Below are 23671 nucleotides of genomic sequence, written 5' to 3' on the forward strand. Positions count from 1 at the left end.
AAAGATTATATTATGAAGACTGATTATTTGATTATTCTTATGGCCTTATTGCTGATTTCTATAGTTTCACCTATAGCAGCTGCAGATAGCTTTGATTTTGATATTCCAGAGGGCTATCATATAGAGAATGCAAGCGATGATTTCGTACTATTGGAGAATGAGGACTATTATAGCATTTCAATTTCCATTATGGACAATTCCACAGACAGGAAGACTCTGATGGATATGCTTGAAAGGCACAGGTGCTATGACTTTAGAAATGGTGTCAATTATACCAAAGGGGATTTTTATATAGAGGAGAAGCCTTATTATCAGGAGTTCCAAATGGGAATTTTGTACTTTTGTGAAAATGGTAGAGATCTTGTTGTGATTGATTATAAGGGACCTTTAGGTATGGATTTGAATAATAGTCCTATAGATGGCATTTTGGATAGTTTTAAGTGGGTAAGTTATTAAATTTAAAAATAAATAGTAATACATTAATATTATTAGTAATAGACTTTAATTTATATTTTCTTTTTTTGAGGGGGTAGTGTTTAAAAAAAATAATATTAGTGCTATAATTTTTAAGTTTATTTTTTTTAATTAGATATTTACTTTAAAGAATTACAGAAGGGTGATATGTATGGGACAAGATGGTTTTAAAAACGAAGATTTAATGTTAGAAGCTTTAAATAATAAAAAATTTATGGATTTGAACGATAATTTAAAACAAATGATTTTAGATATGTATGGTGAAGAAATTTCTCAAGATTTTATTATTAAGGCTTATAAAAAAGGTGGAGTAAATAAAACAGATTTGACTATTGATATTAATTCTCAAAATTTTAATGTCAGTATAAAAAAAGGAACTGGAAATAGTGTCCATCAAGAAAAATTAGAAGAGTTTGTTTCTTTTTTAAAAGAAGAATATGGTATTTCTAATGTATTATCTGATGATATAAGGTTTTTTATTTGGGGTGATGGAACTTTAGATGGTACTGGTGAAGTTTCAGATAGATTAAGCGCTTCTGAATTTAGAAAACAATTCCCTGAAAAAATAAGAAATATTAGAGAATTTTTCTATACTGTTAAAAGAGATTTAATAGAACGTTTTGTCATTAAAGGACCTAAATCTAAATCTAGGCCTGATTTTATTTATTATGGAACACCAGATAAAGGTATTATTGTTGAATCTCAATCCGTTATTGATTGGTTATCGGATGATAAAAATGAAAAAAGCAGCTCCCCTATTCCTATAGGCAGATTAACATTCCAAGCATGGAATAGGAATATTAATGGTGGAGATAAATCTGAAAATAAAAGAGGGGTTATTCAATTAAAATGGAGTTCAGTTGGTAAGGATTTAGTTAAGATTTATAAGGAGAAAAAAGATGACAAATAGAGGAACTGCAGAAGGTACAGAAGAAGAAATATCCTTTGTAAAATTATTAAACAAAAAAGAGGACTTATCTTATTGGGATGTATTAAATTTAGATCATAATTGTCATTTTGCAATACATGTTTTATATCAAAAATTTAGTAAAATAAGTAATAAAAAAGTTTATCCTAAAGCAGATGTTTATATTGCTAAAGGTAATGTTCCTTATAGCTATTTAGAAGATAATGATTTCTATCTAAGCGAAGATAATACAGAAGACTTTGATTTGGAACCTATAAAATACACTGGCATTTCAGTCAAACTTCAAAATTCTAGTAGATATCAAATAACAAAAATGGGACCTAATACATTTAAAGATATTTTTGGTTGTTATGAATTGGGGGCTGGAGCTTCAATATATTGTAGAGATGTGGATGATTTAGAAAAAAATCCTCAAGTCTTAACTGGCTGGAATACTAATTTTGAAGACTTTATAAAGTATTTTAAATCTTTTGATGTAGTTTCCAGCTCAGATTTAGATATTTCTTCATATAAAAAATTAAAAGTTTTTCTAATCAAAAGATTGAGGAAATGATTAATAGTAATGAAGAAATTGCAGGATTTATATTTCAAGGAATAGGAAATTTTGAAGAACCCTTTACTGTCCATTATTTATATGAGAATGGTGAATTAAAAGATTCATGTTATATTCCATTTAAACCTACTACTGGATCTGGTAGGAGTAGAGGTGACTTTACTATTGTAATAAAACCTAAAGGGAGATAAAATATTAATTTAAATATTTTATCATTTCCTTAGCTATCAAAGTAACAACTGGAACAGTTACACTGTTTCCAATCTGCTTATAGCTTTGAGAATAATTATCTTTAATTTTATAATTCTCTGGGAATCCTTGAAGTCTTAAACACTCACGAACAGTTAATTTCCTATTTTCATTTACTAATACCGGGACATTATTGCCACCAGTACCCATTTTAGCAGTTAAACAAGGAGAATTGCCATCATTCCTAATAGAACATCTTGAAGGCCTAATTTCTGTAGCGAAAATGGGATAATTTTTATTAACTTTTTTATTTTTTAAGAATTCTTCATAATGCTTTTTTAGATGATCTGAAGCAATTCCACTTAACTCATGATCTTTAACATTTTTTTCCAATAAATCATTAATATTGGCTTTATTTTCAAAAGGTAATGGGAACTTGAATGTATTTACATTGTCTTTAAACCCAACTATGAATATTCTTTCCCTGTTTTGAGGGACTCCATAGTCTTTTGAATTTAAAACTTGGTAAAATATTGAATATCCTAAATTCCATAAGGATTCCTTGATAACTTTAAATGTTTTTCCCTTGTCATGGTTTGTTAAGCCTTTAACGTTTTCCAGTAGGAACATTTGGGGTTTTTTAGCTTTAAGTATTCTTTCAATTTCAAAAAATAAAGTCCCTCTGGTATCACAAAACCCTTTTCTATATCCTCCTATGCTAAATGGCTGGCATGGAAATCCTGCACATAAAATGTCATGATCAGGTATTTGATTTGCAGGAATCTCACTTATATCTCCATGAGGATATTCTCCAAAGTTCATATAATAAGTTTCATTGGCCCATTTGTCAATATCTGAACTAAAGACACATTTTCCACCTACTGACTCAAAGGCTAATCTGAACCCACCAATACCTGAAAATAAATCAATGAATGTGAAATCTTTATCGTTTTCTTCAGTTTCATCAAGATTTTTCTCTTTAAAATCTTCTAATGTGTATTGCATTGCTCTTTTTTTTGAAACCATATTAATTCCTTTTTAATTTAACTTTTTTATAATTTGCTTTCCAATCTCATAACCTAATAATGGAGGAACAGCGTTAGCTAGTTGTTGATGTTGTGCAGTTTTATTTCCTTTAATTATAAAACTATCAGGTATTGATTGTAATCTAGCTGCTTCTCTTGCTGTAATTACTCTATTGAATGTTGGGTGAATTATCATAGATTTAATAGCATGTTTGATAGTTATAGACGGTTTATTTGGATCTAAACGTCTGTAATTATTACTATGTGTTCCACCAACATCATAGATTTCTGGAGGAATATCTTGCCAATTACCTCCTTGAGGAACGTTTTCAATTCTTTTAAGCACTTTTTCATTATGTTTCATAGCGTCATGGTTATAGATTTTCTTTTCTCCATCAGCCATAAGCTCTTGAAAGCTATTTGTTGGCTCATCATAATATTCAAAATTTGTGTCTGGAATGTTGCCTAATGCTTCCATAACAGAAACTTTTTTATCTTTTGGTTTTGGGAATTCAACATCTCCAATTCTAGAACCAATGAAAATTACTCTTTTTCTTTTTTGAGGAACTCCATGTTCTGATGCATCTAGTATTTTATAGTTTGTTTCATAGCCTAATTTTTCGAATTCAGAGACTATAAGTCCTTTAACATCTTCACCATCAACATTTTCCATAGAAAGAAGGCCTACTACATTTTCAATAATAACAATTTTAGGATTAATAATTTTAACTGCTCTCACTACCTCTTGGAACAGTTCATTTCTTTTATCTCCAACTTCTCTCTTTCCACACATTGAAAATCCTTGGCAAGGTGGCCCTGCTATGATAACATCAACTTTATTTGTGTATTGTTTAAAAAAATCATCATCTAATTCTGTTAAATCTGCTAATATTCCCTCTGTGTTTTTATGATTATGTTGGAATGTTTCTATTGCAATATCCCAAATATCTATTCCAAATAACACATCGAAACCTGCCATTTCAAATCCTTTACTAAATCCTCCGATTCCACAGAATAGATCAATAACTGTTGGTTTTTCCATTTTTTCAAATCCTTTTTATTTTAATAATTGTTAAATATTTTTTCTTTTAGGGTTGTTGATATTAATGATTTTTCGCTTAGCCAAGCCATAGTTATATTTTTTATAACTTCTGAATCACTGTTTCCTAATTCTCCTTTAAGTTTTTGTAATAGTTCATACTGTTCTTTTGTAAAATTTACTTGTATTCTTTTCATTTCTTTACTCATATGTGCACCACAGTTGTGTATAATTAGAGTATATTATATTTGTTTTAGTATATAAACTTTAAAAGAGCATGTGAAAAATATTATTGTAAAAAAATTTAGGCAATTAATAAAATATTTTTAATCTCCTTTAATTATCATTGTAAATATTATTTTTTTTATTTCATAAAAACTTTATAATATTAAAAATAAAATTTTTATTATATTCTGCCAATTCTTACTTGAATGAAATCATAAAGACCACATTGATTCTACTTTTAAAGCAAGAGATAAGAAAAGAACAAAGACGGGGCATAAAGAACATACTTTTATACTTCCGTGATGTGGATACGCTGGATACAAATTCCATAAATTGGAAAATCCGCTATGATAGGAATAATCAGAATTATCAGATGATTGTCGGCATTTGCTATCTTACACTTAAAGGACTCCTCCAGTCTGATAGTAAGGGTGAAAAGAAGCTTATGAGCTTTTTGGATAATCAAAGGATGAATAGGCTATATGAGAAATTCATTTTAAATTATTATAAGAGAGAGCATCCTGACATCAAGGCTTCCTCTCCTAAGATAGAATGGCAATTGGACGATGATTTTGGTGAAATGCTTCCTCGTATGCAGACAGATATCACTTTAGAGCATAAAAATAAGATATTGATTATTGATGCCAAGTATTATTCAAGCACCACTCAGACCTATTATGATAAAAAGACCATTCATTCACACAATCTCTATCAGATTTTTACCTATGTGAAAAATAAGGAAGTTGAAGTGGCTAATGAAGCAAATGGAGTGGAACTTGACAATAAGGTTTCTGGAATGTTACTTTATGCAAGAACAAGAGAAAAAATATATCCAGACAATGATTATTTAATGAGTGGAAATAGGATAAGCGTTAAAACCCTAGATTTAAACCAGGATTTTACTTTAATTAAGAAACAATTAGACAGCATTATAGAGGTTTATTTGAAGGCTTGATTTTTTTCATATTGATAAATTATTGATAGAAAATTTCATATAATTTAATCAAAATAACACCTAATTAAAATACAAGTTACCACTTTTTCTTTTATTATATTAATCAACTCTTAAATTAAATCAATCACTATATGCAATATTATTTTTTTAAGATAGTATATCTACATCTAGCAAATAAAAATAATAAAAATATATAATCTATCCCCTATCACAAGTGATGAATAAACCCCGTCTGTCATTGAAAGCAAGAATTTTTTTTATTTTGTCCGATTAGTTTTCACACGTCTCTAGGCACCTTATTTACTTTAAACTATGCTTTTGATAAACTATTATACATGGAACATGTTATTTAAAAGTGCCAAACCCGTAAAACCTTTTTTTAAAGACATGTTCTTGAGATTATCCTATGCTATTTTTAACTCTTGGGATAATCTCCACCCACTCTTTTTTATTTTTTTATTTTTTTTATCCTAAAAGCCATTTTTTCCTTGATAGAAAGATATGGATAGATTTAAGAATTTATAAAACAAATATTAAACTAACTTTTATTAGTTTTTAGACTTTTAGACTTTTTAAAATTTTTATTTTTAGACACATAGGAGGATAAGAATGAATAATAAAAAGATATTTGTGGCCGGATTAGCCATATTGGCTATTGTTCTAATGGGATCAGTTGCTGCAGTTGATATGGGCATTCTTAGCGGAAGCCCAACCAAATTCAGCATTGACGGCATCGACTTCAATATTCCACAGGGATATGCAGTTACTGACAACTATACAAGAGTGAATGATACAGACACTGCTGGAAGCTCAAGCTATAGGGTTACCCAAGCAACCTTTGAAAACAATGTACATGATGCCATTTCAGTTCTTGTAGCTGATTATGATCATGACATGAGTGAGGATATCATATCTCAAAGAGGCAATAAGACAACTATAAATGGTGTGGACGGATATATGCAAACCCAAGGGGATTATACTACATTCAATTATCTTGTTGATGGGAATCTTGTGACAATCACTCTTACAAATGCAGATTTGCTTGAGGATATTATTGTTGGTAATCAGACAGATGACTGATTGTTTTTTTTTTAAGTGTGAATGATTTTTCCACTTAACTTTTTTTTATTTTTTAATTTTACTCATAATATTTTTTTTAACTTTTTTTATTTTTTAAAAAGAGAAGTTTAGATCTTTTTGATTGCTATTTTTTATAAAAAAAGAGTTTATTTCATTAATTAGCTATTTTTTAAAAAGAGTGTGTTAATTTTTATTCATTAGCTGGTTTTAAAAAAAGAGTGTGTTAATTTTTATTAATTATCGGTTTTTAAAAAGAGTTTTTTTATTAATTATCTTGTTTTAAAAAAAGAAAAAATTAGAAGTAGATTATTTTCTACTTCTTCTTACAAAAATTAAACTTGAAAGCACTATTAACAATGCCATTATAGGATTACCTGGAGCTGTTTTATCCATTGGCATCGGCTTATTAGCTGAATGTTTTGCTGGAGCTACTGGATTATCTGGACTTACTGGACTTATTGGAGGCACTGGATTATCCGGAGTCTCTGGAGTTACAGTAATAAATCCAGTTCCATCAGCCTCTAGGAATGTATCATCTCCATCGAATCTTACGCTAACGGAATAAGTTCCATTATAATCCTCTGGGACTGTCCATTCCACACTGCCTTCACCATTAGTGATTTGGGCAGTGACTTCAGTTCCGTCTGGCAATCTTACAGTTACATTTCCATTAAATAAGGATTCTTCTGCAGTGATTACTTCAATAGGAATTGTCACCTTATCTTTTGGTTTTGCTGTAATGTTTCCAACAATTATTTCAACTGGGATCTTGGAATCAACCTTAATTATAGCAGTATTGTTTGATGGGAGGTAGGTTTCGTCTCCTTCAAATCTTACTGTATAATTATATTCTCCATTATAATCATCTGGAACAGTCCATGTTGTGTTTCCAATGCCCTCTGTGATTTCTGCTGTTTGAATTGTGCCATCAGGCAGTTCAACACTTACTTTTCCATTGAATGGAACGTCATCATCAGTTTTTATTGTGATTGGAATTATGATTTCTCTGTTTGGCTTTGTTCCAATGTTTTCAAGGTCGATTGAAGTTGGGATCTTTTCGATTGTAATGTATCCTGTCTCGCTGGCAGATAGATATTTTCCATTGCCGTTGAAAGTGACTTTTATTGGATATTCACCTTCGTATCCCTCTGGTACAGTCCAATTGAGAGCAGCTTTTCCATCCTTGACTTGAACTTCAACGGTGGAATTGTCTGGTAAGGTTATATTGACATAGCCGTTGAAATTATCTCCATCATTAAGATGGTTGCTGGATAGAATGCCTTTAGCTGAACTGATATAAGCCTTTAATAAAGCCTTATTATCATTATTGGATAAAACACCCTTATTTAGATTGTTATCAGATAAAGCACCCTTATTTAGATTGTTATCAGATAAAGAACCTTTAGTTGAATTATCAGACTCACTACCATCATCTATAGCAACATTAACAGAAATAGTCACATCCTCTTTTGGATGAGCAGTAATGTTATCTATAATGATGAGTAATTTTATCTTTTCAACTGTTAGGGTGCTTGTTGCATTTGAAGGCAGGTAATTATTATCTCCATCGAAAGTGAGGGTGAGATTATAATCTCCTACATCCAAATTGTCTGGAACAGTCCAAGCTATGTTTCCTTTTCCGTCTTTAATCTCTACAGTTTCTTTAGAGCCATCAGGTAGATTCACTGTTATATTTCCATTGAATGGTACATCATTATCTGCTGTGACATTTACAGAAATATCTATCTCCTCTCCCGGATAGGCATTAGGAATGTCTGCTGTGATTTGAGTACTGATCTTTGCTATGACTTCAATATTGGCTGTGGCATTTGAATCCAGATAGTTTCCACCTCCAGGATAACTTGCGCTTATGGAATAATTGCCCTTATAATCATCTGGTACAGTCCAATTTACATTTCCTGTACCATTGATTATTTCTGCAGTTTTGTTTGTGCCGTCTGGGAAACTTACAGTTACAGTTCCATTTATAAGCTTAGCATCTCCTGCAGTTATGTTGATTTCTATTTCCACATCACTGTCTGGATAAGCAGTCACATTAGATAGGCTTATTTCAGTGTAATATGGAATAACTTCAATATTTCCTTGGCCTTCAGATTCTAAATAAGTTCCATTGCCTTCATAATATGCAAAGACACTGTAGTTTCCTGAAGCATAATTATCAGGAACATACCAGACTGTTTCTCCAATTCCGTTTGTGATTTCTACAGCTTCATTTGTCCCATCAGGGAAAGTAATGTTTACTGTTCCATTAATTAAGCCTTTATCTGCAGTTATGTTGATTATTATTCTCACAAAACTGTCTGGATCGGCAGTCACGTTTTCTAGGCAGATATTGGTCGGAATAGTTTTAGCAACGGTTTCTTCAGACCTAGCTTCTTTATTAGCAACTCCTGGACTTGAGACATTTACAATATTTGTGTATTTGCCTTCTTTGCTTATCTCAACAATAAATTCTAAGATGGCGCTTTCTCCAACGCTTATGTTATTGTTGTAAGTGAATGAAGAATTGTCCTTGTTGTAAGTCCAGCCTTCAGTGATAGAGGATTCATCCAGTATAAATGCAGGGTCCAGTTCGTCTTTGACAATAATGTTTGTTAAAGTTCTATCTCCAGTGTTATCTATAGTGACAGTGTATTTTACAGTATCTCCGATATATATTTCAGTGTCGTTTACTGTTTTTGTCACTGTCATATCCGGCTTGTAGACACAGACCTCTGGAGCTTCAGCTGTGATTTCAGGATAATCTGAACTTAATATAAGCTTAGCAAGGTTAGTGTAATTGCCTTTTTCATTGATTGTAACATTGAAGCTAAGGTTTAAGGTGTCTGGATTGTCGCTAAGATCGAAAATGAAAGCATTTTCTGTTTCATCATAATGCCAATTCTCTGAGATAGTGTCCTTATCCAATGCAAATGTATCATTGAAAAGGTCTTCAACCTTTACAGGGCCTTGATATCCGCTTAAATTAATGAAGATATTATACTCAACAGAGTCTCCTGCATCAATCTCTCTTGAATTGACTGATTTGTTCATGAGAGCTAATACAATGACTATTGAATCATCCTCTTTATCATTAATGTTAATATAGACATAATTGGAATAAGATCCTACCTTGCTTGTATTGAAGTAAAGCTTAAAGCTTGCAGATTCTCCTACCTCTAATGTTGAATTCAATGTAAATGAAAGGGAATCAGTTTCAATATTCTCTATCCATTTGCCTGTTATATCTTCATGACTGAGGTAAGTTAGAGCATCTTCATCATAGTCGTCGTTTACAACAAGTTCATAAGGATTAAATGTCTTATCTCCAGTATTGGTGATATTAACAATGAAAACCGCTTGTTCTTGAAGATTTACTGTTGAATCTAGGGCAGTTTCAGCGATATTTGCATCACTTATTCTGACATGAGTGACATCAGACTCAGCACTGACTTCAGGCAGGTCACCTATTTTAAGGGAAACTGTGTTGGTGTAATTTCCTCTTTCAGTGATATATACAGCAAAATTGAATTCAAATGACTCTGGAATGTCGCTTAGCATATATTCAAAGGCCTTTTCATCTCTATTATATTTCCAATTTGAGGAGATGCTATCTTTATCCAAATCGAAGTATTCGTTTAAAATGTCGGTGACCTTGATTTTAAAGTCATCAATGCCTAATTTATTGGCTCCTGTCATGTCGATGTAAACATTGTATTCAACAGACTCTCCCATATCAATTTCAGTGGCATTGACAGTCTTTTCAATTCTTGGAACAACTGTGACAGTGGCATTTGCCTCTACTTGAGGATTCGGATAGTTGCTATAGACATTATTGGTGAAATTTCCAATTTCTGTTGTTAAAAAAGATACTATTATAGCAGCAGATTCACCTATATCCAGCTGGTCCAAGCTAAAACCGTAATCTCCACCACGATTTGCAAAAGAGTCCCAATTTCCACTTATGTTAGTGAACTCATTTAGGAATAATGATTCTTCAGGATCTTCATAGATACGCAAATTACTTAATGGCCTATTTCCGTTATTGGTAACGTTGATTGTAAAGTTTGCTATTTCTCCAATGGTAACGATTGGATCATTGGCCACTTTTGTAATTGTTAAATTTGGAGCATAAACAGTCACTTCTTCGGATAAGAACTCTTGAGAGCTTGTTAGGTTGGAGCTTACATTGATTGTGTTAATGTAAGTGCCTGTTTTATTTCCTGTCATACGTATCTTGAGAAGGATGCTATGTTCAGGCTCTAATGCTTTTGTATAATTGAATACATTGCTCTCATTTTTCCAATTTGGATTGTCATCAGCAAACCAAATATATTCCCATATCAATCCATCAGGGAAGTTTTCAACAACACTGATATTGCCTATGCTTTCTTCTAGATTGTTGGTTATGTTGATGGTATAGTAGATAGTGTCTCCAATGTCGTAAAATCCGTCTACAGGCATATGGTTAGAGCTGTTATCAATTGTTTTTGTAACAGTGAGGCCAGTATTGGATTTTAGTGGGCTTTTAGTGATGGATTGGTTTAATCCATTATCTGTATCTACAAGATCTTGAGTGGGATTAGCAGATTCATCTATTGAAGCGTCATTCTGACTAGCAGAGTTGGATTCAGCCTTTAAAGCATTATTATTGTCATCAGCAAAGTTAACGTCTGCTATCAAAGCACCATTATTGTCATTGATTCCAATATCTTCGGACATATCATCGCTTGCACTTGCAATGTTAAGACTTAAGATAAAAATAATCGTTAGAACAATGATTAAGTATTTCCTTTTCGTTTTTTCACCTCCTTTTACAGTTAATTAATAAAAACAGAGTAAAATAAATATAATAAAATAATCTACTCATTAATATTTATTAAACTATTTAAATATAAATATTTTTAAAAATAAGGTGAAAGATGGAACTTATCAAGAAAAATAAGGTTTTAAAATACTTAACATAGAAAACCTAATTAAAGAATGCCATTATCAATCCATGTCTACTTAAGAAATGCTATAATCAATCCATGTCTACTTAAGAAATGCTATTATCAATCCATGTCTACTTAAGAAATGCTATTATCAATCCATGTCTAAAAATGAGTCTATTTCATGGATATTGTCAGATTCATTGTTTTCGATGGTGGAAGTCGTAATTTTGTATTTTTTATTGTTTGAGAATATTCCTCCACCTTTGTTTGATATGTTTTCGGTGATTATGGAGTCTTTGATGAATATTTCTCCATCGAAATTATGTATTGCGCCGCCATACTCATATGATTTGTTTTTATTGAGTGTGGAGGATATTATGCTTAATTTGTTCCAGCTGTGGATTGCTCCACCTATTTTTGCTATGTTTTTTGTGATTGTGGAGTTTTTTATGATTATTTCTCCAATATTATTGTATATTGCCCCTCCTTGGCTTGATGTGTTTTCTTCTATTGTGCTTTCGGTGATTTTTAACTCATTGCCATCGTTGAATATGGCTCCACCAAAGTCTTTTGCATCGTTTTTTCTTAATGTGGTGTTTTCTATGCTTAGAATGGCTCTATAGTTGTGGATTGCTCCTCCTTGCTTTGCGGTGTTTTCATTTATTATTGATTCCTCTATGCTCATCTTGCCTTTATAGTTGTGGATTGCCCCTCCATTTGATTTGGCATTGTTTTTTGTGAATGTGGACTTTATTATTTCCATTTCTCCTTCGTCATTGTATATGGATCCGCCATATTTTGATTGGTTTTCTTTTATTGTGGCTTCTATGATTTTTATTTTGCCCTTTAGGTTGTATATGGCTCCTCCTATTGTATTTGTTTTTCCATTTTTTAATCTAATGTTTTTTATTGTGATGTTTTGGGCTGTGGAATAGAATATTCTTGTTTTTTCTTTGGCGTTAATGATATGGCCATTTCCATTGATGACTAGATTGTCTATGTTCAGTTTAATTCCATCTGAATATTTTTGCTCTTCTTTGTCCTCTAGGATTATGTCTGAGTCTAGATTTATTTCCTTTGCACCACTATGAATCAATTCATCAAGATATTTGAAATTATTAAAGTCCATTATATCACCACTTAATACTATTTTTGTATTTTATATTACTTAATTTATAAACATTGGACTTAGGATTATGAGCTTTAGATAAGATTTAAACTTAAATGATTTTTTAACATTGGTGTTAAGATTATAAACTTTGAATTAGATTTAAACTTTAAGGATTTTTAAAAGTAATTTTAATTAATAGAAAGTCAATAGTTAATAATATGGTGTTTTTATGAGCAAAAGTTTTAGAGACCTTGAATTATTGATAGAAAATTGCGACGATGAGATAGTTTTGGATTCAGACATTGTTTTAGGAGATGGTGAAGGCCCTATTTACTTAGAAGGCATTAATTTGGATAGTGATGTAATTATTGATGGGAATGGACATTCAATTGATGCATGTGGGAAAGTGAGAATATTTTATTCTTCAGGAGAACTTACAATTAAAAACATTAGCTTATTGAATGGATACTCTGATGAAAGCGGAGGTGCCATAGTGGTAGATGGGGGAAAGATGGACATAATTGATTCTATCATCTCTGGAAACTATTCTGCTGATGATGGAGGGGCTATACACATAGAGGAAGGTGAATTGGCCCTTATAAACTCCACAGTTAAGGAGAATAAAGCAAAGGAATTCGGTGGAGCAATCAATAATTGGGACAGCTTGAAGATTGTAAACTGTGAAATAAGCTCAAATGAGGCACGTTTTGGTGGAGCAATCCTTAATAATGATGGCAATTTAGAGATAAGCGATTCTCTTTTTAAAGACAACAAGGCAGATAAGGGAGGAGTTATCTATAATCAAGATGGTGACTTTTCCGTTGAAAAAACACTCTTTGAGAAAAACAAGGCATCTGCTGATGGCGGAGTATTCTATAATGAAAATTGTGATATAAGCGTTATTGAATCCAAATTAAATGACAATCAGGCAGATAAAGGTGGAGTTATCTATAATAATGGTGTCTTTATCATAAAGGACTGTGAACTTATAAATAATAGGGCAAATGATGGAGGATCTATTGTCAATTATGAGGCAGAGCTTAATGTAATGGGTTCCAGTCTTAGTGGAAATCTTTCTAATTATGGCGGGGCCATATACACTTATGATGGTGAGATGAGCATTGACGAGTCTAGATTTGATGATAATAGGGCAGAATGTGGTGGAGCTATCTATAGCGAAAAGTGCATCTGGGATGTTTCTAATTCAGAGTTTAATTCAAATAAGGCTAAAAACTCTGGCGGTGCTATATTATTGAAGAAATCTAAATATGAAGTTGATAATGTTAGTTTTAGGGATAATGAGCCTGATGATGTTTCAAACTTTTAGAAAAAATTTGATTATAATTTTTTCTTTCGGCCTACTACTTTTCCAAACTGATTATTCAAACTTTTAGAAAAAGTTTGATCAAAATTTTCTTTTTCGGCCTACTACTTTTCCAAACTGATTATTTTCCCTAATCAAGTCACCATCAATATAGTATTTAGGCTTTCCATACATTCCTTCTTTTATATAGTTTCCTTCTATTCTATAGACGGGTTTTCCAAACGGATTATTTTCTCTTACTATATCTCCGTCTATATAATAAATAGGCTTTCCAAAGAGACCTTCCACTATATAGTTTCCTTTTCTTGAGCTTACTGGCTCTCCATACATTCCTGCAGTGGTAATTAGGTCATCCATTATGTCTATAATTTCTCTCGCTTCTTTATTTAATTCATTATTATCCTCATTATCCTCATTATCCTCATTATTTTCGTATTCTGACTTAGGATAATTTATTTCAGACTCTTTTTTTTAGCGGATTGTATTCTTTATAGGCAATGCTTTCTTTTATTATCTCATCTTCTGTTGCTATTTTGTCTTTTATTGGTGAGTCGATTCTATTTAGATAATCATTATAGGATTCGCCCTTTTTTGGATTGTATTTCTTATGGGACTCTTTTAAATCCTTATTGTGCTCTTCTTTACGCTTTTCCAGATTGGAACCGCATTCTATGCAGAACTTTTGGTTCTCTTCTATCAATTTAGCTCCGCATTTAAAACAGTATTTCATTTTATTCCTCTTTTATTGGGTTGGGTTCTGTATTTAAAACAGTAATTCATTTTATTCCTCTTTTATTGATTCACTTCCACAAGCAAAAAGATTTTATTCCTATTTAGTCATCTTCTTAATATCATCGGGTTTATTGCCTTCCATATTGCAATTATTCAATTGGATATTTGAAACGTATGTAAATATAGCTCCTCTTTCCCCTTCTCCAATGTTTTCATTGATTGTGGAGTTGTCGATGGTCAGATTGCTTTCATAATTGTCTATCGCCCCTCCATTAATTGCGCTATTATTGCTTAGTGTGGATTCTTATCTAAAGTGATGTCTGAATCTAAAATGATTTCCTTTTCTCCTATGCGTATCAGCTCATCTAGATATTTGAAGCCTTTAGCTTCATCGATTTAATTTTCATCTGCTTCATTCTCATTAATCAGGGAGCATAGCTCATTAAGCAATGGACTTAAGTCCCTATGTGTCCATCCCTTCCAAGATGAAAGGTTGTCCCTTATGTTTCTATATATTACAATTGCAAGGTCATACTTGTTCATTGTGTCAAATGCATGCTTTTCTCCTCCATGGAAATTAAAATAGCACTGTTCATTGTCTGCTTCAACATCAAAGGTCCATCCCTCTCCATTGAAGTCAACATGGAAGTTTTCATCATTCTTTATTGCATTTACTATTGAGCTAAGGCAATCATAGGGCACATCTGTGATATATGATGCCCTGCTGTAGATGTCTCCCAGCTTGACCAGGCACCATCCTGTTCCATAGATGTCTAGAAACTTGATATTTAGGTCAATATGGTGCAATGGCTTATTTTTGTCTTTTATTTCTTTTTTAAGGGGATTTTCCTTCACATTCGGACATTCATTGAAGATTCCTCCGGCGATTACATCATTTGAGAGATTCCATGACTTTAAGGCAGAAACGTCACTTAAGGACTTGCATCTGTCAAACATCCTCTCTACAGTTGTGACATTTTCCAGATTCCAGTTTTCAAGCCCATTCAGGCTTTCTATAGAGGAGCATCCGTCAAACATGCTTCTCATTATTATGACTTTGGAAGGCTTCCAGTTAGATAGCGGAGTGAGGTCCTTTAGGGATTTGCAGTTTACAAACATATAGACCATGTCTTCAACATTTGAGACGTTCCAATCCTTTAATGGGCTGATGTCAGTTAGGGATTCGCAGTTCCAAAACATGCGCCCCATTTTTCTAACATTGCTTGTGTTCCAATTGCTTAAGGCTGAAATGTCAGTTAAGGATTTGCATCCCCAAAGGAGACTTCCCATATCTTTTAGATTAGAGCTGTCCCATGATCTGATGCCATTTATATCATTCAATGATTCGCATTCTGTAAAGAGACTGGTCATGTTTGTAACATTGCTTGTGTTCCAATTGCTTATTGGTCTAAGGTCCTTTAATGATTTGCAGCCTGCAAACATGCTCCACATCTTTGTAAGATTGGATGTGTTCCATTCCTTTAGTGAATCTATGTCATTTAGGCGGTAACAGTCATTGAATAGGGCGGTCATGTCATTGACGTTAGAGACATCCAGATACCTTAGACCGTCGCAGCTTGTCAAGCTGGAGCATCCTCCAAACATATTCTCCAAGCTTAATAGATTGGAAGTGTCCCATGTTTCAAGTCCGATTACGTCAATCAGGGACTTGCAGTCTGCAAACATTGATTCGATAAATTGGACTTTGCTTGTAATCCCTTGGGCTATGATAAGGCGCATTCCTTCCAGGTCTCTATATTTGTTTGATATATAGCTCTCTCCAGACAGGTCTTCACTGATATAGAGAATGTCCTTTTTGTCTTCTATCTCTTTCCAATCGGTGATGTTTGTTCCATCTTTTAGGATGATTAGGACTTGGTATGGACTTATATTAAATATGCTGTCAGTTGTGGTGTTTAGTTCTTTAAATCTTTTTAGATGGTCTATGGTTTCTTTAGGTCTGTTTTGCATTCGTTCTTCATCAGTTTTCTGTGGAGTTTTTTTCTCTTTAGGTTCTTTATTTTCATTTGGGATTTTGTTATCGATTGGTTTTAAGTTGTTGTCTTCTTTTTTGTCTTTTATTTTGTTATCGATTGGTTTTAAGTTGTTGTCTTCTTTTTTGTCTTTTATTTTGTTTTCAGTTGATTTTAAATTATTATTTTCTTCATCATCAGATTTTAATATTTTATTTAATTCCTCTCTAAAATCCATATTAACACCTATTTAATCTAATATTTCTTTTCTTAATTTCAACTAATCTTCAATTAAAATTTCATAATTTAAATTATTATAATCCTTTTTAATCACTTTTATCAGTAATTTTATCACTGGCAGCTAAACGAACATCAATATTGGAATCATTCATTGCAATATCTTTTAAAATATCTGTGTTTTCTATGTTTCTAATTGCAAGTCTTCTGATTTTCCATTCTGGGTCATTTTTAGCTATTTTTCTTAGAACTGACTCATCATTTATCATTCTTACTGCAAGTTTTCTAAGCTCAAATATTGGGTCGTTTTGAGCTATGTCTTCTAAAATACTTTTATCTTTTATTTTGCTTAATGCCTGCCTTCTGACATGCCAGTTTGAATCGTTTAAAGCAATATAAATCAATGCAGATTCATCTTCAATGTTCTTTATTGATTCCAGTCTGACTCTCCAGGCAGGTTCATTAAAGGCAATTTCTTCTAAAAATGTTTCATTAGTTATTTTGCCCACTGCATTCCTTCTTATTCTCCAACATGTGTCTTTTTTGACTATTTTTGTCATAACTTCTTCATCATCTATTCTTCTGCAGGCGCATAACCTGACTTTCCAATCGAATGCATTGAGGGCGATATCTACTAAGATAGCTTTATCATTTATTTTTTTCACTGCTTCGTAACGTGTGCTTGGATTAGGGTCATTGCATGCCATATATGCCAATACCTTTTCATCGGTGATTTTATTAAGGGCATTTGAACGAATCTGCCAATAAAAATCATTCTTTCCCATCTCTGCTAGGGTTTTTTCATCTGTGATCTTTTTGGATGCTTCCAGTCTGACATAGAAATCTGGGTCATTTAGGACGATTTGGGATAGGATCTTCTCATCATCAATATGTCTGGTGGCTTCCAATCGTTTAAACTCGCTACGGTCTTTTAGGGCAATCTCTGCTAGGGCTTCACCATCATTTATTTTTTTTGCAGCTTCCATTTGAACAGAACTGTCCGGGTCGTTTAAGGCCAGTTCTTTTAAAACGAAAGGGTCATCAATTCCTTTAACAGCTGCACGGCGAACTTGATATTCCTTGTCATTTTGAGCAAGGTCGATTAGGACATTTTGGTCTTTGATTCTTTCTGCTGCCTTGCTTCTAGGGCTGGCCTTAAGCTTGCTATATGCTATATCGATTAAGACGTCTTGATTGTCGATTTTCTTTACAGCCTCACTGGAGCTTTCCCAATGGGGATCGTTGTAGGCAATGTCGATTAGGACGCTTTGGTCATTGATCTTTTTTACGGCATATTTTCGAACGATTCCCTCTTCTTCCTTTCGGGCAATCTCCTCTAAAAGGGCTTGGTCATCTGTTTTTCTTATTATATCAATTCTTTTCATCCAATTGATATCTTTGTATTTTGGTATTAATCTATCGAGTAATTCCATAAAATCACCCTTTTAGTAAGTCTTTTAATAAGAATTTTTCTTATAATTTTAAGTTCTTTTATATCTACTAATTTTTAAAGATTTATTTTTAAGTTCTTTTATATCTACTAATTTTTAAAGATTTATTTTTAAGTTCTTTTATATCTACTAATTTTTAAAGATTTATTTTTAAGTTCTTTTATATCTACTAATTTTTAAAGATTTATTTTATTATTAATTTTTATTATTTAAACAGATACCATATAAGTTCTAACAATGATTTGCTTTAGCTAATTTAAATCATTAGGATAATTGTCCGAGAAAGTGCAATCAATCAGATTTGGAGTTTTATAGGAAGATATTGCTCCTCCAAAATTGCTGTCCTTTAAATAATTGCCAATGAACTCTGTCTGAATTATTGTAACCTCTTCATCGCCAATGGTTCGAATTGCACCGCCCCATGCGCCATCAGTATCATCCAATCCCATATTTTTCTTAAATGATGATTGCTTTATCACCATTCTTTTTTTATTAAAAATTGCCCCTCCAAAGGATTCATCTTCTAATTGGAGGATTGGAATAAACCTGGCCTTAAATAATGATTCTTTGACAATGTTTTTTAAAAATTTAGTTGAGACAATCTCTAAATCTTCTTTATTATATATTGCCCCTCCAATATGGCCTTCATTGCCCTTAAAGCAAGTATCTATTATGGATAATTTCTGATGATTGTATATTGCTCCCCCTTCATTTGATTTGTTGGATTCAAATAATCCATTGCTTATTGTAAGATGTCCTTTATTATTTATGGCTCCTCCCTTGCTTTCGGAAATATTATCGATAAATTTGCAGTTTTCTATTTTCAAATCAAGGCCTTTATAAACCTTTATTGCTCCCCCTTCATTGTTTGACATGAAATAATTGTCAAAAGCGTGTCCATTTTTAAATATTATGTTCTTAAGAGTGATATTGTTTCCTGTAACTAAAAATATCCTTGACCTGCCTGATGCATCGATTGTCTTGCCCTTTCCATCAATCACCATATTGTCCCTGTCAAGTTCGATTCCCCCTTCATAAAAATCGAATTCATCGCTAAGCAAGCTAATGTCCTCATCAAAAGAAATTGTATCGGATATATTAGAATGAATCAGCTCATCCAAATAGCTAAAATTAAACTCATTTTCCATTCCAAGATAAAAAACCTTGCCTACGGAAAAAATAAAGTTTTTATATTTTTTCTCGGCAGTTAGGATTCCCTCATTAAAAATGCTGACAGTCTTATCCTTTAGGATTATTTCTTTTAAGACCATATTGGACCTATTGCATATATTATGGCAATTTTCTTTTTTAGAGTGATTGTTTTCAAAAATAGTTCCTGTAATGTTGCAATCCTTTCCATGATTATAGACAGTGGTATAATCGCTGATATTATTGGCGATTTTTCCTTTTTCAATGCTTAAGATTCCAATTTCCCCATCATTTTCAATAACTGCGCTGTCTGATTGATTTGACTCGAAATTAGAGCTGTGGATTGTCATGAGATTGAAATTATGAACTATCTTTTTTAAGTCTTTAAAATCACAGGATGTGATTGTCAGATAACTGTCATTGTATATGACTGATCCTCTTTTTGCAGTTTCGTTTTTGAATTTGGAATCATCTATTGATATTTCACCTATCTCATTATGAATCTCACCGCTTATATGGGAGCTATTGTTTTCAAATCTGCAGTCTTCTATTTTTATTTTACATAAATATTTTAATTTTGGAATATCAATGCCTAAATTGTATATTGCACTTCCAAAAGGTGATGAGTTATTAATGAAGGAAGTGTTTTTCAGCAAAAGATTATCTGAATTACCGACTGCTCCGCCGACATCATGTTCGCCGTTCATTCCTCTTTTTTCACCTATGGCAATGTTTTTTATTATAAAGCTGTCTTCTATCTTCGCATCTCCTCCATTGATGAAGGCAGCCCCTGTAACTGCAATGTTATTTTCCATTGAAACATCCTTTAAGGAAACATATCCTCCATTGCTTATTGCTCCGGCAGTAAATGCAAGATTATTCTTAAAAGTCGTCTTTTCAATAAAAAGATTTCCATCATTGAGGATCGCCCCTCCATTCCTTGCACTGTTATTTTCTATAATGGAGTTTCTTATGGTCATTTCTGCCATTGTTTCGTAATTACTATCAGGAGCTGTCATTTCTGCTATTTCCTGGTCACCATCAGGATATTTTTTTATTGACTATTGCATTGCCCTCATATTTAGAGCCCCTATTGTTTTGCACTGATATATTTTCCAGCGTAACTTTGCCCTTATTGCAAATGACTCCATCAGACTCGACAAATCCGTTTTTTAAAACAATATTTTTGATGGTGATGTTTTTCCCTGTGATGTTAAAGATTCCGCATTTTCCTTTTGCGTCTATGGCATGGCCCCTGCCATCAATTAGAGTATCATCCACATCTAGAATGATTGGGCTGTCTCCTTCCATATGAATAATATCTGAATCTAAAGTGATGTTCTTTTTATTGCTATGTATTAAATCATCTAAATATTTGAAAGAATTTATTTTGGAGGATTTTTCATTTAGATATTCTTTATTGGATTGTGTATTCTTTTCTTCTTTATTGGCGGTTATGGTTGTGTTCTTGTTTTCTTCTTTATTGGAGGTTATGGTTGTGTTCTTGTTTTCTTCTTTATTGGAGGTTATGGTTGTGTTCTTGTTTTCTTCTTTATTGGATTGTATGTTCTTATTTTCTTCTATTTCGCAGTTAAAGGCCATATTGTCCTTTTCTAAACTATTTAGTCCAAAAATTTCATCAATTGCATCATTGATCTTGCTAAAGCAAGTTTCAAAGGCATCCAAATCAGACCAAAACGGGTCTTGAATATCTAAATTAGAAAATCCTGCAAATTCATTAATGGTTACAACTTTATAAACATGATAATAATATTTTAAGATATTTCTGATATAGGTTGTAGAACTTAAAATTAATGTAGAATCATCTAAATCATAATCTTCAATATTTGCTGTGCAGTGGCTAGATAGGTCAATATCATGATTTTCGCATACTTTTATTGCATTTGGAACGGCTTTATTTCCACTGATTGCAGATAAACCTGCAGAGTAAGCTTTAATGCCTTTGACTTTTTTATTAAAGATAGCTTCGGCTATGGGGCTAATGGAAATGTTTGCTCCGTCAACAAAAAGAATTTTATCCACTTTTATATTATTTTTTAGCTTATCAAGCATTTCATTTGGACTGTTTATCTTTTTATCATTCTTGGATTTGGAAAATTCATTTTTCCTATCTTTAGGGTCTTCTTTGTTTGGTTTGGGCTTGTTTTCTTTGTTTGATTTATTCTCATCTCTATCTATAGAATCCCCTATTATCATTATCAAATCGTTTTGATTTACAATATCTCCAGGATTTACAAGTATATTTTCAACTACACCACTTTTATCTGCAAAAATCTCACTTTCCATTTTCATAGCCTCTAAAATACAGACTACATCACCTTTTTTAACGGAATCTCCGATTTTTACATTGATTTTCAATACCATTCCCATTATATCCGATTTAACTTTCTCGACCCCATGATAAACACCTAAGTAATATTAAATATGGTTATGATATTAATTAAATTTATTTAGATTATTTAAGGTTTATAAATAGCATATTCATAGTTTATATCATGTGTTGGCTTATGAATTCATTATTTTTATAAATGAATATTGTTTCTAACTATATTGTATTTATAAGTGTCTATATTTTTCAACTGCATAGTCTTTTTAAGTGTCTATATTTTTCAACTGCATAGTCTTTATAAGTGTCTATATTTTTCAACTGCATATTATAAAAACGGCATTGATTTTCATTTGTAGTGCAAACTAATTTTTTTATTCATCTATTAATATATGCTTTTCTTTAGGAAATGAGATATCTTTTTAGCAGAATTGTATAGAAAAAATAAATTATATTTATGCGCACATAGCTAATTATACATCATCACCACATAAAAAATCAACAATGTTTAGATGCCTTACTCCGTCTTTTGAAAAATCATGATTTTCTGTTGTTATCAATATTGACTCGTATTTATCAGGTATTCTTAATAATGGATTAATTTCACGATTTAGAGTTTGCTCGCTTGTCAATCTATAGGAGACTTGAATATATTTATATTTGCCAGATTTTTCACATACAAAATCTACTTCTGTTTTATCCTCATTTCTGCCAACATTTACTTTGTATCCTCTTCTTAATAGTTCTACATAAACAATGTTTTCTAATATTTTAGTTACTTTCAATATATTATCTTCGATTAATGCATGATGAAAGCCATGATCGGTTAAATAATATTTTCCAAGGATTTTCATTTCTTTTTTTCCTTTTAGATGGAAACATTTGCATTTTGAAATGAAGAAGGATTGTTTTAAGTATTCATTATATTTGAGCAATGTGTCTTCTGAAGTATAGATATCATTGCTTTTTAAATAGTTTTTTATGCTTTTAGATGAGAATATTTCTCCAGTGCTACTAATCATATAGCGAGAGAAACGTTGTAGTAGGTCAATATTGCTAATATTAAATCGTGAAACCACATCTTCAAATAATATTGAATTATAAATGTCTTTCAGAGCCAATCTTTTAAACTCATCACTGCCTAATGAGAGAATACCAGGCATGCCTCCAAAGTTGAAGTATTCCTCATATAATTCATCAATTGAATACTTAGTTATTTCAACACCCTCAATTTCATTTTTATATTGTAAAAACTCTTTAAATGAGAATGGATAAACATGGATTGTGAGATATCTTCCAGTCAATAGTGTTGCCAGTTCACCAGACAATAATTTTGAATTAGACCCTGTAATGTATATGTCACTGTCAATGGAAACCCTATAGCTATTAATGGATTTTTCCCATCCCTTTACTTGCTGGATTTCGTCAAAAAATAGATATATTTTGCCTTCAAGATTTTCAACTTTCTTATAGACGAGTTCATCTAATTGCTCGCTGTTGTTGATGTGGATATATTCTCTTGATTCAAAGGACATGAATATTATATTTTCATCATTTACGCCATCTCTTTTAAGTTCGTCTATGATATTATGCATTAAACTAGTTTTGCCGGACCTTCTAATTCCTATATATACTTTAACAAAATCAGTGTTAACATAATCTTTTAAATCACGAATGTAAGCTTCACGTTTGATTATTTTGCTTGGCATTATTCTCAACTCACTTTAAAATGTTCTTTCTAATTTTTCTTTTGTATCTTGGATTTTTGTTAATTAAATTCGTTTGTAGATAGGAAATTTTTTAATATTTTAGAAAAATTCTTTTACAGATAGAAAATTTTTTAATATTTTAGAAAAATTCTTTTACAGATAGAAAATTTTTTAATATTTTAGAAAAATTCGTTTGTAGATGGAAAAATTTCTTAATTATAATTTTTTCTTTATTA

Annotated in this window: 19 protein-coding genes; 7 read left to right on the forward strand and 12 right to left on the reverse strand. The window is 31.9% G+C overall.

Annotated features, from left to right (window positions below):
- Positions 1-12 precede the first annotated feature (12 nt).
- From MRU_RS00115 to MRU_RS00130, 4 genes are all read left to right on the forward strand, one after another.
- Positions 13-456: a hypothetical protein gene (locus tag MRU_RS00115; protein WP_143714271.1), complete on the forward strand. Its 444-nt coding sequence runs from the start codon at positions 13-15 to the stop codon at positions 454-456.
- Between the two features lie 169 nt (positions 457-625).
- Complete coding sequence (locus tag MRU_RS00120) at positions 626-1384, forward strand: hypothetical protein (protein WP_012954832.1); 759 nt, start codon at positions 626-628, stop codon at positions 1382-1384.
- A complete protein-coding gene (locus tag MRU_RS00125; RefSeq protein ID WP_012954833.1) occupies positions 1374-1955 on the forward strand; it encodes a hypothetical protein in 582 nt (193 codons plus the stop codon). The genes MRU_RS00120 and MRU_RS00125 overlap by 11 nt, the downstream gene beginning before the upstream one ends.
- A complete protein-coding gene (locus MRU_RS00130) occupies positions 1952-2146 on the forward strand; it encodes a hypothetical protein (protein WP_048812323.1) in 195 nt (64 codons plus the stop codon). Before MRU_RS00125 ends, MRU_RS00130 begins: the two co-directional genes overlap by 4 nt.
- Before the next feature lie 4 nt (positions 2147-2150).
- On the opposite strand, the gene MRU_RS00135 is transcribed toward MRU_RS00130, so the two are convergent.
- Genes MRU_RS00135 through MRU_RS00145 form a run of 3 tightly spaced genes read right to left on the reverse strand, consistent with a single transcriptional unit; the run spans position 2151 to position 4417 of the window.
- The gene (locus MRU_RS00135; protein WP_012954834.1) at positions 2151-3170 is read right to left on the reverse strand and encodes a DNA cytosine methyltransferase; all 1020 of its coding nucleotides are present in this window, start codon (positions 3168-3170) and stop codon (positions 2151-2153) included.
- A gap of 12 nt (positions 3171-3182) precedes the next feature.
- Positions 3183-4211, reverse strand: coding sequence for a DNA cytosine methyltransferase (locus MRU_RS00140; protein WP_012954835.1), 1029 nt, complete (start codon positions 4209-4211; stop codon positions 3183-3185).
- Between the two features lie 20 nt (positions 4212-4231).
- Complete coding sequence (locus MRU_RS00145; protein ID WP_048812324.1) at positions 4232-4417, reverse strand: CopG family transcriptional regulator; 186 nt, start codon at positions 4415-4417, stop codon at positions 4232-4234.
- A gap of 185 nt (positions 4418-4602) precedes the next feature.
- Here MRU_RS00145 and MRU_RS00150 point away from each other — a divergent pair, with 185 nt between their 5' ends.
- On the forward strand, positions 4603-5388 hold the full coding sequence (locus tag MRU_RS00150) for a 5-methylcytosine restriction system specificity protein McrC (protein ID WP_083777613.1): 786 nt from the start codon (positions 4603-4605) through the stop codon (positions 5386-5388).
- Positions 5389-5997: 609 nt separating this feature from the next.
- The gene (locus MRU_RS00155; RefSeq protein ID WP_012954838.1) at positions 5998-6468 is read left to right on the forward strand and encodes a hypothetical protein; all 471 of its coding nucleotides are present in this window, start codon (positions 5998-6000) and stop codon (positions 6466-6468) included.
- Positions 6469-6774: 306 nt separating this feature from the next.
- On the opposite strand, the gene MRU_RS00160 is transcribed toward MRU_RS00155, so the two are convergent.
- Positions 6775-11190: an Ig-like domain repeat protein gene (locus MRU_RS00160; RefSeq protein ID WP_012954839.1), complete on the reverse strand. Its 4416-nt coding sequence runs from the start codon at positions 11188-11190 to the stop codon at positions 6775-6777.
- A 363-nt stretch (positions 11191-11553) separates the two neighbouring features.
- The gene (locus tag MRU_RS00165; RefSeq protein WP_012954840.1) at positions 11554-12531 is read right to left on the reverse strand and encodes an adhesin-like protein; all 978 of its coding nucleotides are present in this window, start codon (positions 12529-12531) and stop codon (positions 11554-11556) included.
- Between the two features lie 211 nt (positions 12532-12742).
- Between MRU_RS00165 and MRU_RS00170 the strand changes: the two genes are divergently transcribed.
- Positions 12743-13840, forward strand: coding sequence for a hypothetical protein (locus MRU_RS00170; protein WP_012954841.1), 1098 nt, complete (start codon positions 12743-12745; stop codon positions 13838-13840).
- A gap of 78 nt (positions 13841-13918) precedes the next feature.
- On the opposite strand, the gene MRU_RS00175 is transcribed toward MRU_RS00170, so the two are convergent.
- From MRU_RS00175 to MRU_RS00205, 7 genes are all read right to left on the reverse strand, one after another.
- The gene (locus MRU_RS00175) at positions 13919-14194 is read right to left on the reverse strand and encodes a hypothetical protein (protein WP_012954842.1); all 276 of its coding nucleotides are present in this window, start codon (positions 14192-14194) and stop codon (positions 13919-13921) included.
- 100 nt (positions 14195-14294) lie between these two features.
- The gene (locus MRU_RS00180; protein WP_012954843.1) at positions 14295-14567 is read right to left on the reverse strand and encodes a zinc-ribbon domain-containing protein; all 273 of its coding nucleotides are present in this window, start codon (positions 14565-14567) and stop codon (positions 14295-14297) included.
- Positions 14568-14965: 398 nt separating this feature from the next.
- On the reverse strand, positions 14966-16780 hold the full coding sequence (locus tag MRU_RS00185; protein ID WP_012954844.1) for a BspA family leucine-rich repeat surface protein: 1815 nt from the start codon (positions 16778-16780) through the stop codon (positions 14966-14968).
- A gap of 88 nt (positions 16781-16868) precedes the next feature.
- Positions 16869-18212 (reverse strand): HEAT repeat domain-containing protein, encoded by a 1344-nt coding sequence (locus tag MRU_RS00190; protein WP_012954845.1) that lies wholly within the window; start codon positions 18210-18212, stop codon positions 16869-16871.
- A 269-nt stretch (positions 18213-18481) separates the two neighbouring features.
- A complete protein-coding gene (locus MRU_RS00195; RefSeq protein ID WP_012954846.1) occupies positions 18482-20398 on the reverse strand; it encodes a hypothetical protein in 1917 nt (638 codons plus the stop codon).
- A 22-nt stretch (positions 20399-20420) separates the two neighbouring features.
- The gene (locus MRU_RS11155) at positions 20421-21770 is read right to left on the reverse strand and encodes an arsenate reductase/protein-tyrosine-phosphatase family protein (RefSeq protein ID WP_012954847.1); all 1350 of its coding nucleotides are present in this window, start codon (positions 21768-21770) and stop codon (positions 20421-20423) included.
- Between the two features lie 429 nt (positions 21771-22199).
- Complete coding sequence (locus MRU_RS00205) at positions 22200-23435, reverse strand: ATP-binding protein (RefSeq protein ID WP_012954848.1); 1236 nt, start codon at positions 23433-23435, stop codon at positions 22200-22202.
- Positions 23436-23671 lie beyond the last annotated feature (236 nt).

Origin of the sequence: Methanobrevibacter ruminantium M1 (assembly GCF_000024185.1) — an archaeon.
Taxonomy (GTDB): domain Archaea; phylum Methanobacteriota; class Methanobacteria; order Methanobacteriales; family Methanobacteriaceae; genus Methanobrevibacter; species Methanobrevibacter ruminantium.

Bases quoted from the DNA above. Each gene is read 5' to 3' on its own strand.
- MRU_RS00185 (WP_012954844.1), bottom strand. From the start codon at position 16,780: ATGGATTTTAGAGAGGAATTAAATAAAATATTAAAATCTGATGATGAA.
- MRU_RS00170 (WP_012954841.1), top strand. From the start codon at position 12,743: ATGAGCAAAAGTTTTAGAGACCTTGAATTATTGATAGAAAATTGCGAC.
- MRU_RS00190 (WP_012954845.1), bottom strand. From the start codon at position 18,212: ATGGAATTACTCGATAGATTAATACCAAAATACAAAGATATCAATTGG.
- MRU_RS00180 (WP_012954843.1), bottom strand. From the start codon at position 14,567: ATGAAATACTGTTTTAAATGCGGAGCTAAATTGATAGAAGAGAACCAA.
- MRU_RS00160 (WP_012954839.1), bottom strand. From the start codon at position 11,190: ATGTCCGAAGATATTGGAATCAATGACAATAATGGTGCTTTGATAGCA.
- MRU_RS00125 (WP_012954833.1), top strand. From the start codon at position 1,374: ATGACAAATAGAGGAACTGCAGAAGGTACAGAAGAAGAAATATCCTTT.
- MRU_RS00120 (WP_012954832.1), top strand. From the start codon at position 626: ATGGGACAAGATGGTTTTAAAAACGAAGATTTAATGTTAGAAGCTTTA.
- MRU_RS00145 (WP_048812324.1), bottom strand. From the start codon at position 4,417: ATGAGTAAAGAAATGAAAAGAATACAAGTAAATTTTACAAAAGAACAG.
- MRU_RS00155 (WP_012954838.1), top strand. From the start codon at position 5,998: ATGAATAATAAAAAGATATTTGTGGCCGGATTAGCCATATTGGCTATT.
- MRU_RS00205 (WP_012954848.1), bottom strand. From the start codon at position 23,435: ATGCCAAGCAAAATAATCAAACGTGAAGCTTACATTCGTGATTTAAAA.
- MRU_RS00115 (WP_143714271.1), top strand. From the start codon at position 13: ATGAAGACTGATTATTTGATTATTCTTATGGCCTTATTGCTGATTTCT.
- MRU_RS00140 (WP_012954835.1), bottom strand. From the start codon at position 4,211: ATGGAAAAACCAACAGTTATTGATCTATTCTGTGGAATCGGAGGATTT.
- MRU_RS11155 (WP_012954847.1), bottom strand. From the start codon at position 21,770: ATGGGAATGGTATTGAAAATCAATGTAAAAATCGGAGATTCCGTTAAA.
- MRU_RS00195 (WP_012954846.1), bottom strand. From the start codon at position 20,398: ATGACAGCTCCTGATAGTAATTACGAAACAATGGCAGAAATGACCATA.
- MRU_RS00165 (WP_012954840.1), bottom strand. From the start codon at position 12,531: ATGGACTTTAATAATTTCAAATATCTTGATGAATTGATTCATAGTGGT.
- MRU_RS00130 (WP_048812323.1), top strand. From the start codon at position 1,952: ATGATTAATAGTAATGAAGAAATTGCAGGATTTATATTTCAAGGAATA.
- MRU_RS00175 (WP_012954842.1), bottom strand. From the start codon at position 14,194: ATGGATGACCTAATTACCACTGCAGGAATGTATGGAGAGCCAGTAAGC.
- MRU_RS00135 (WP_012954834.1), bottom strand. From the start codon at position 3,170: ATGGTTTCAAAAAAAAGAGCAATGCAATACACATTAGAAGATTTTAAA.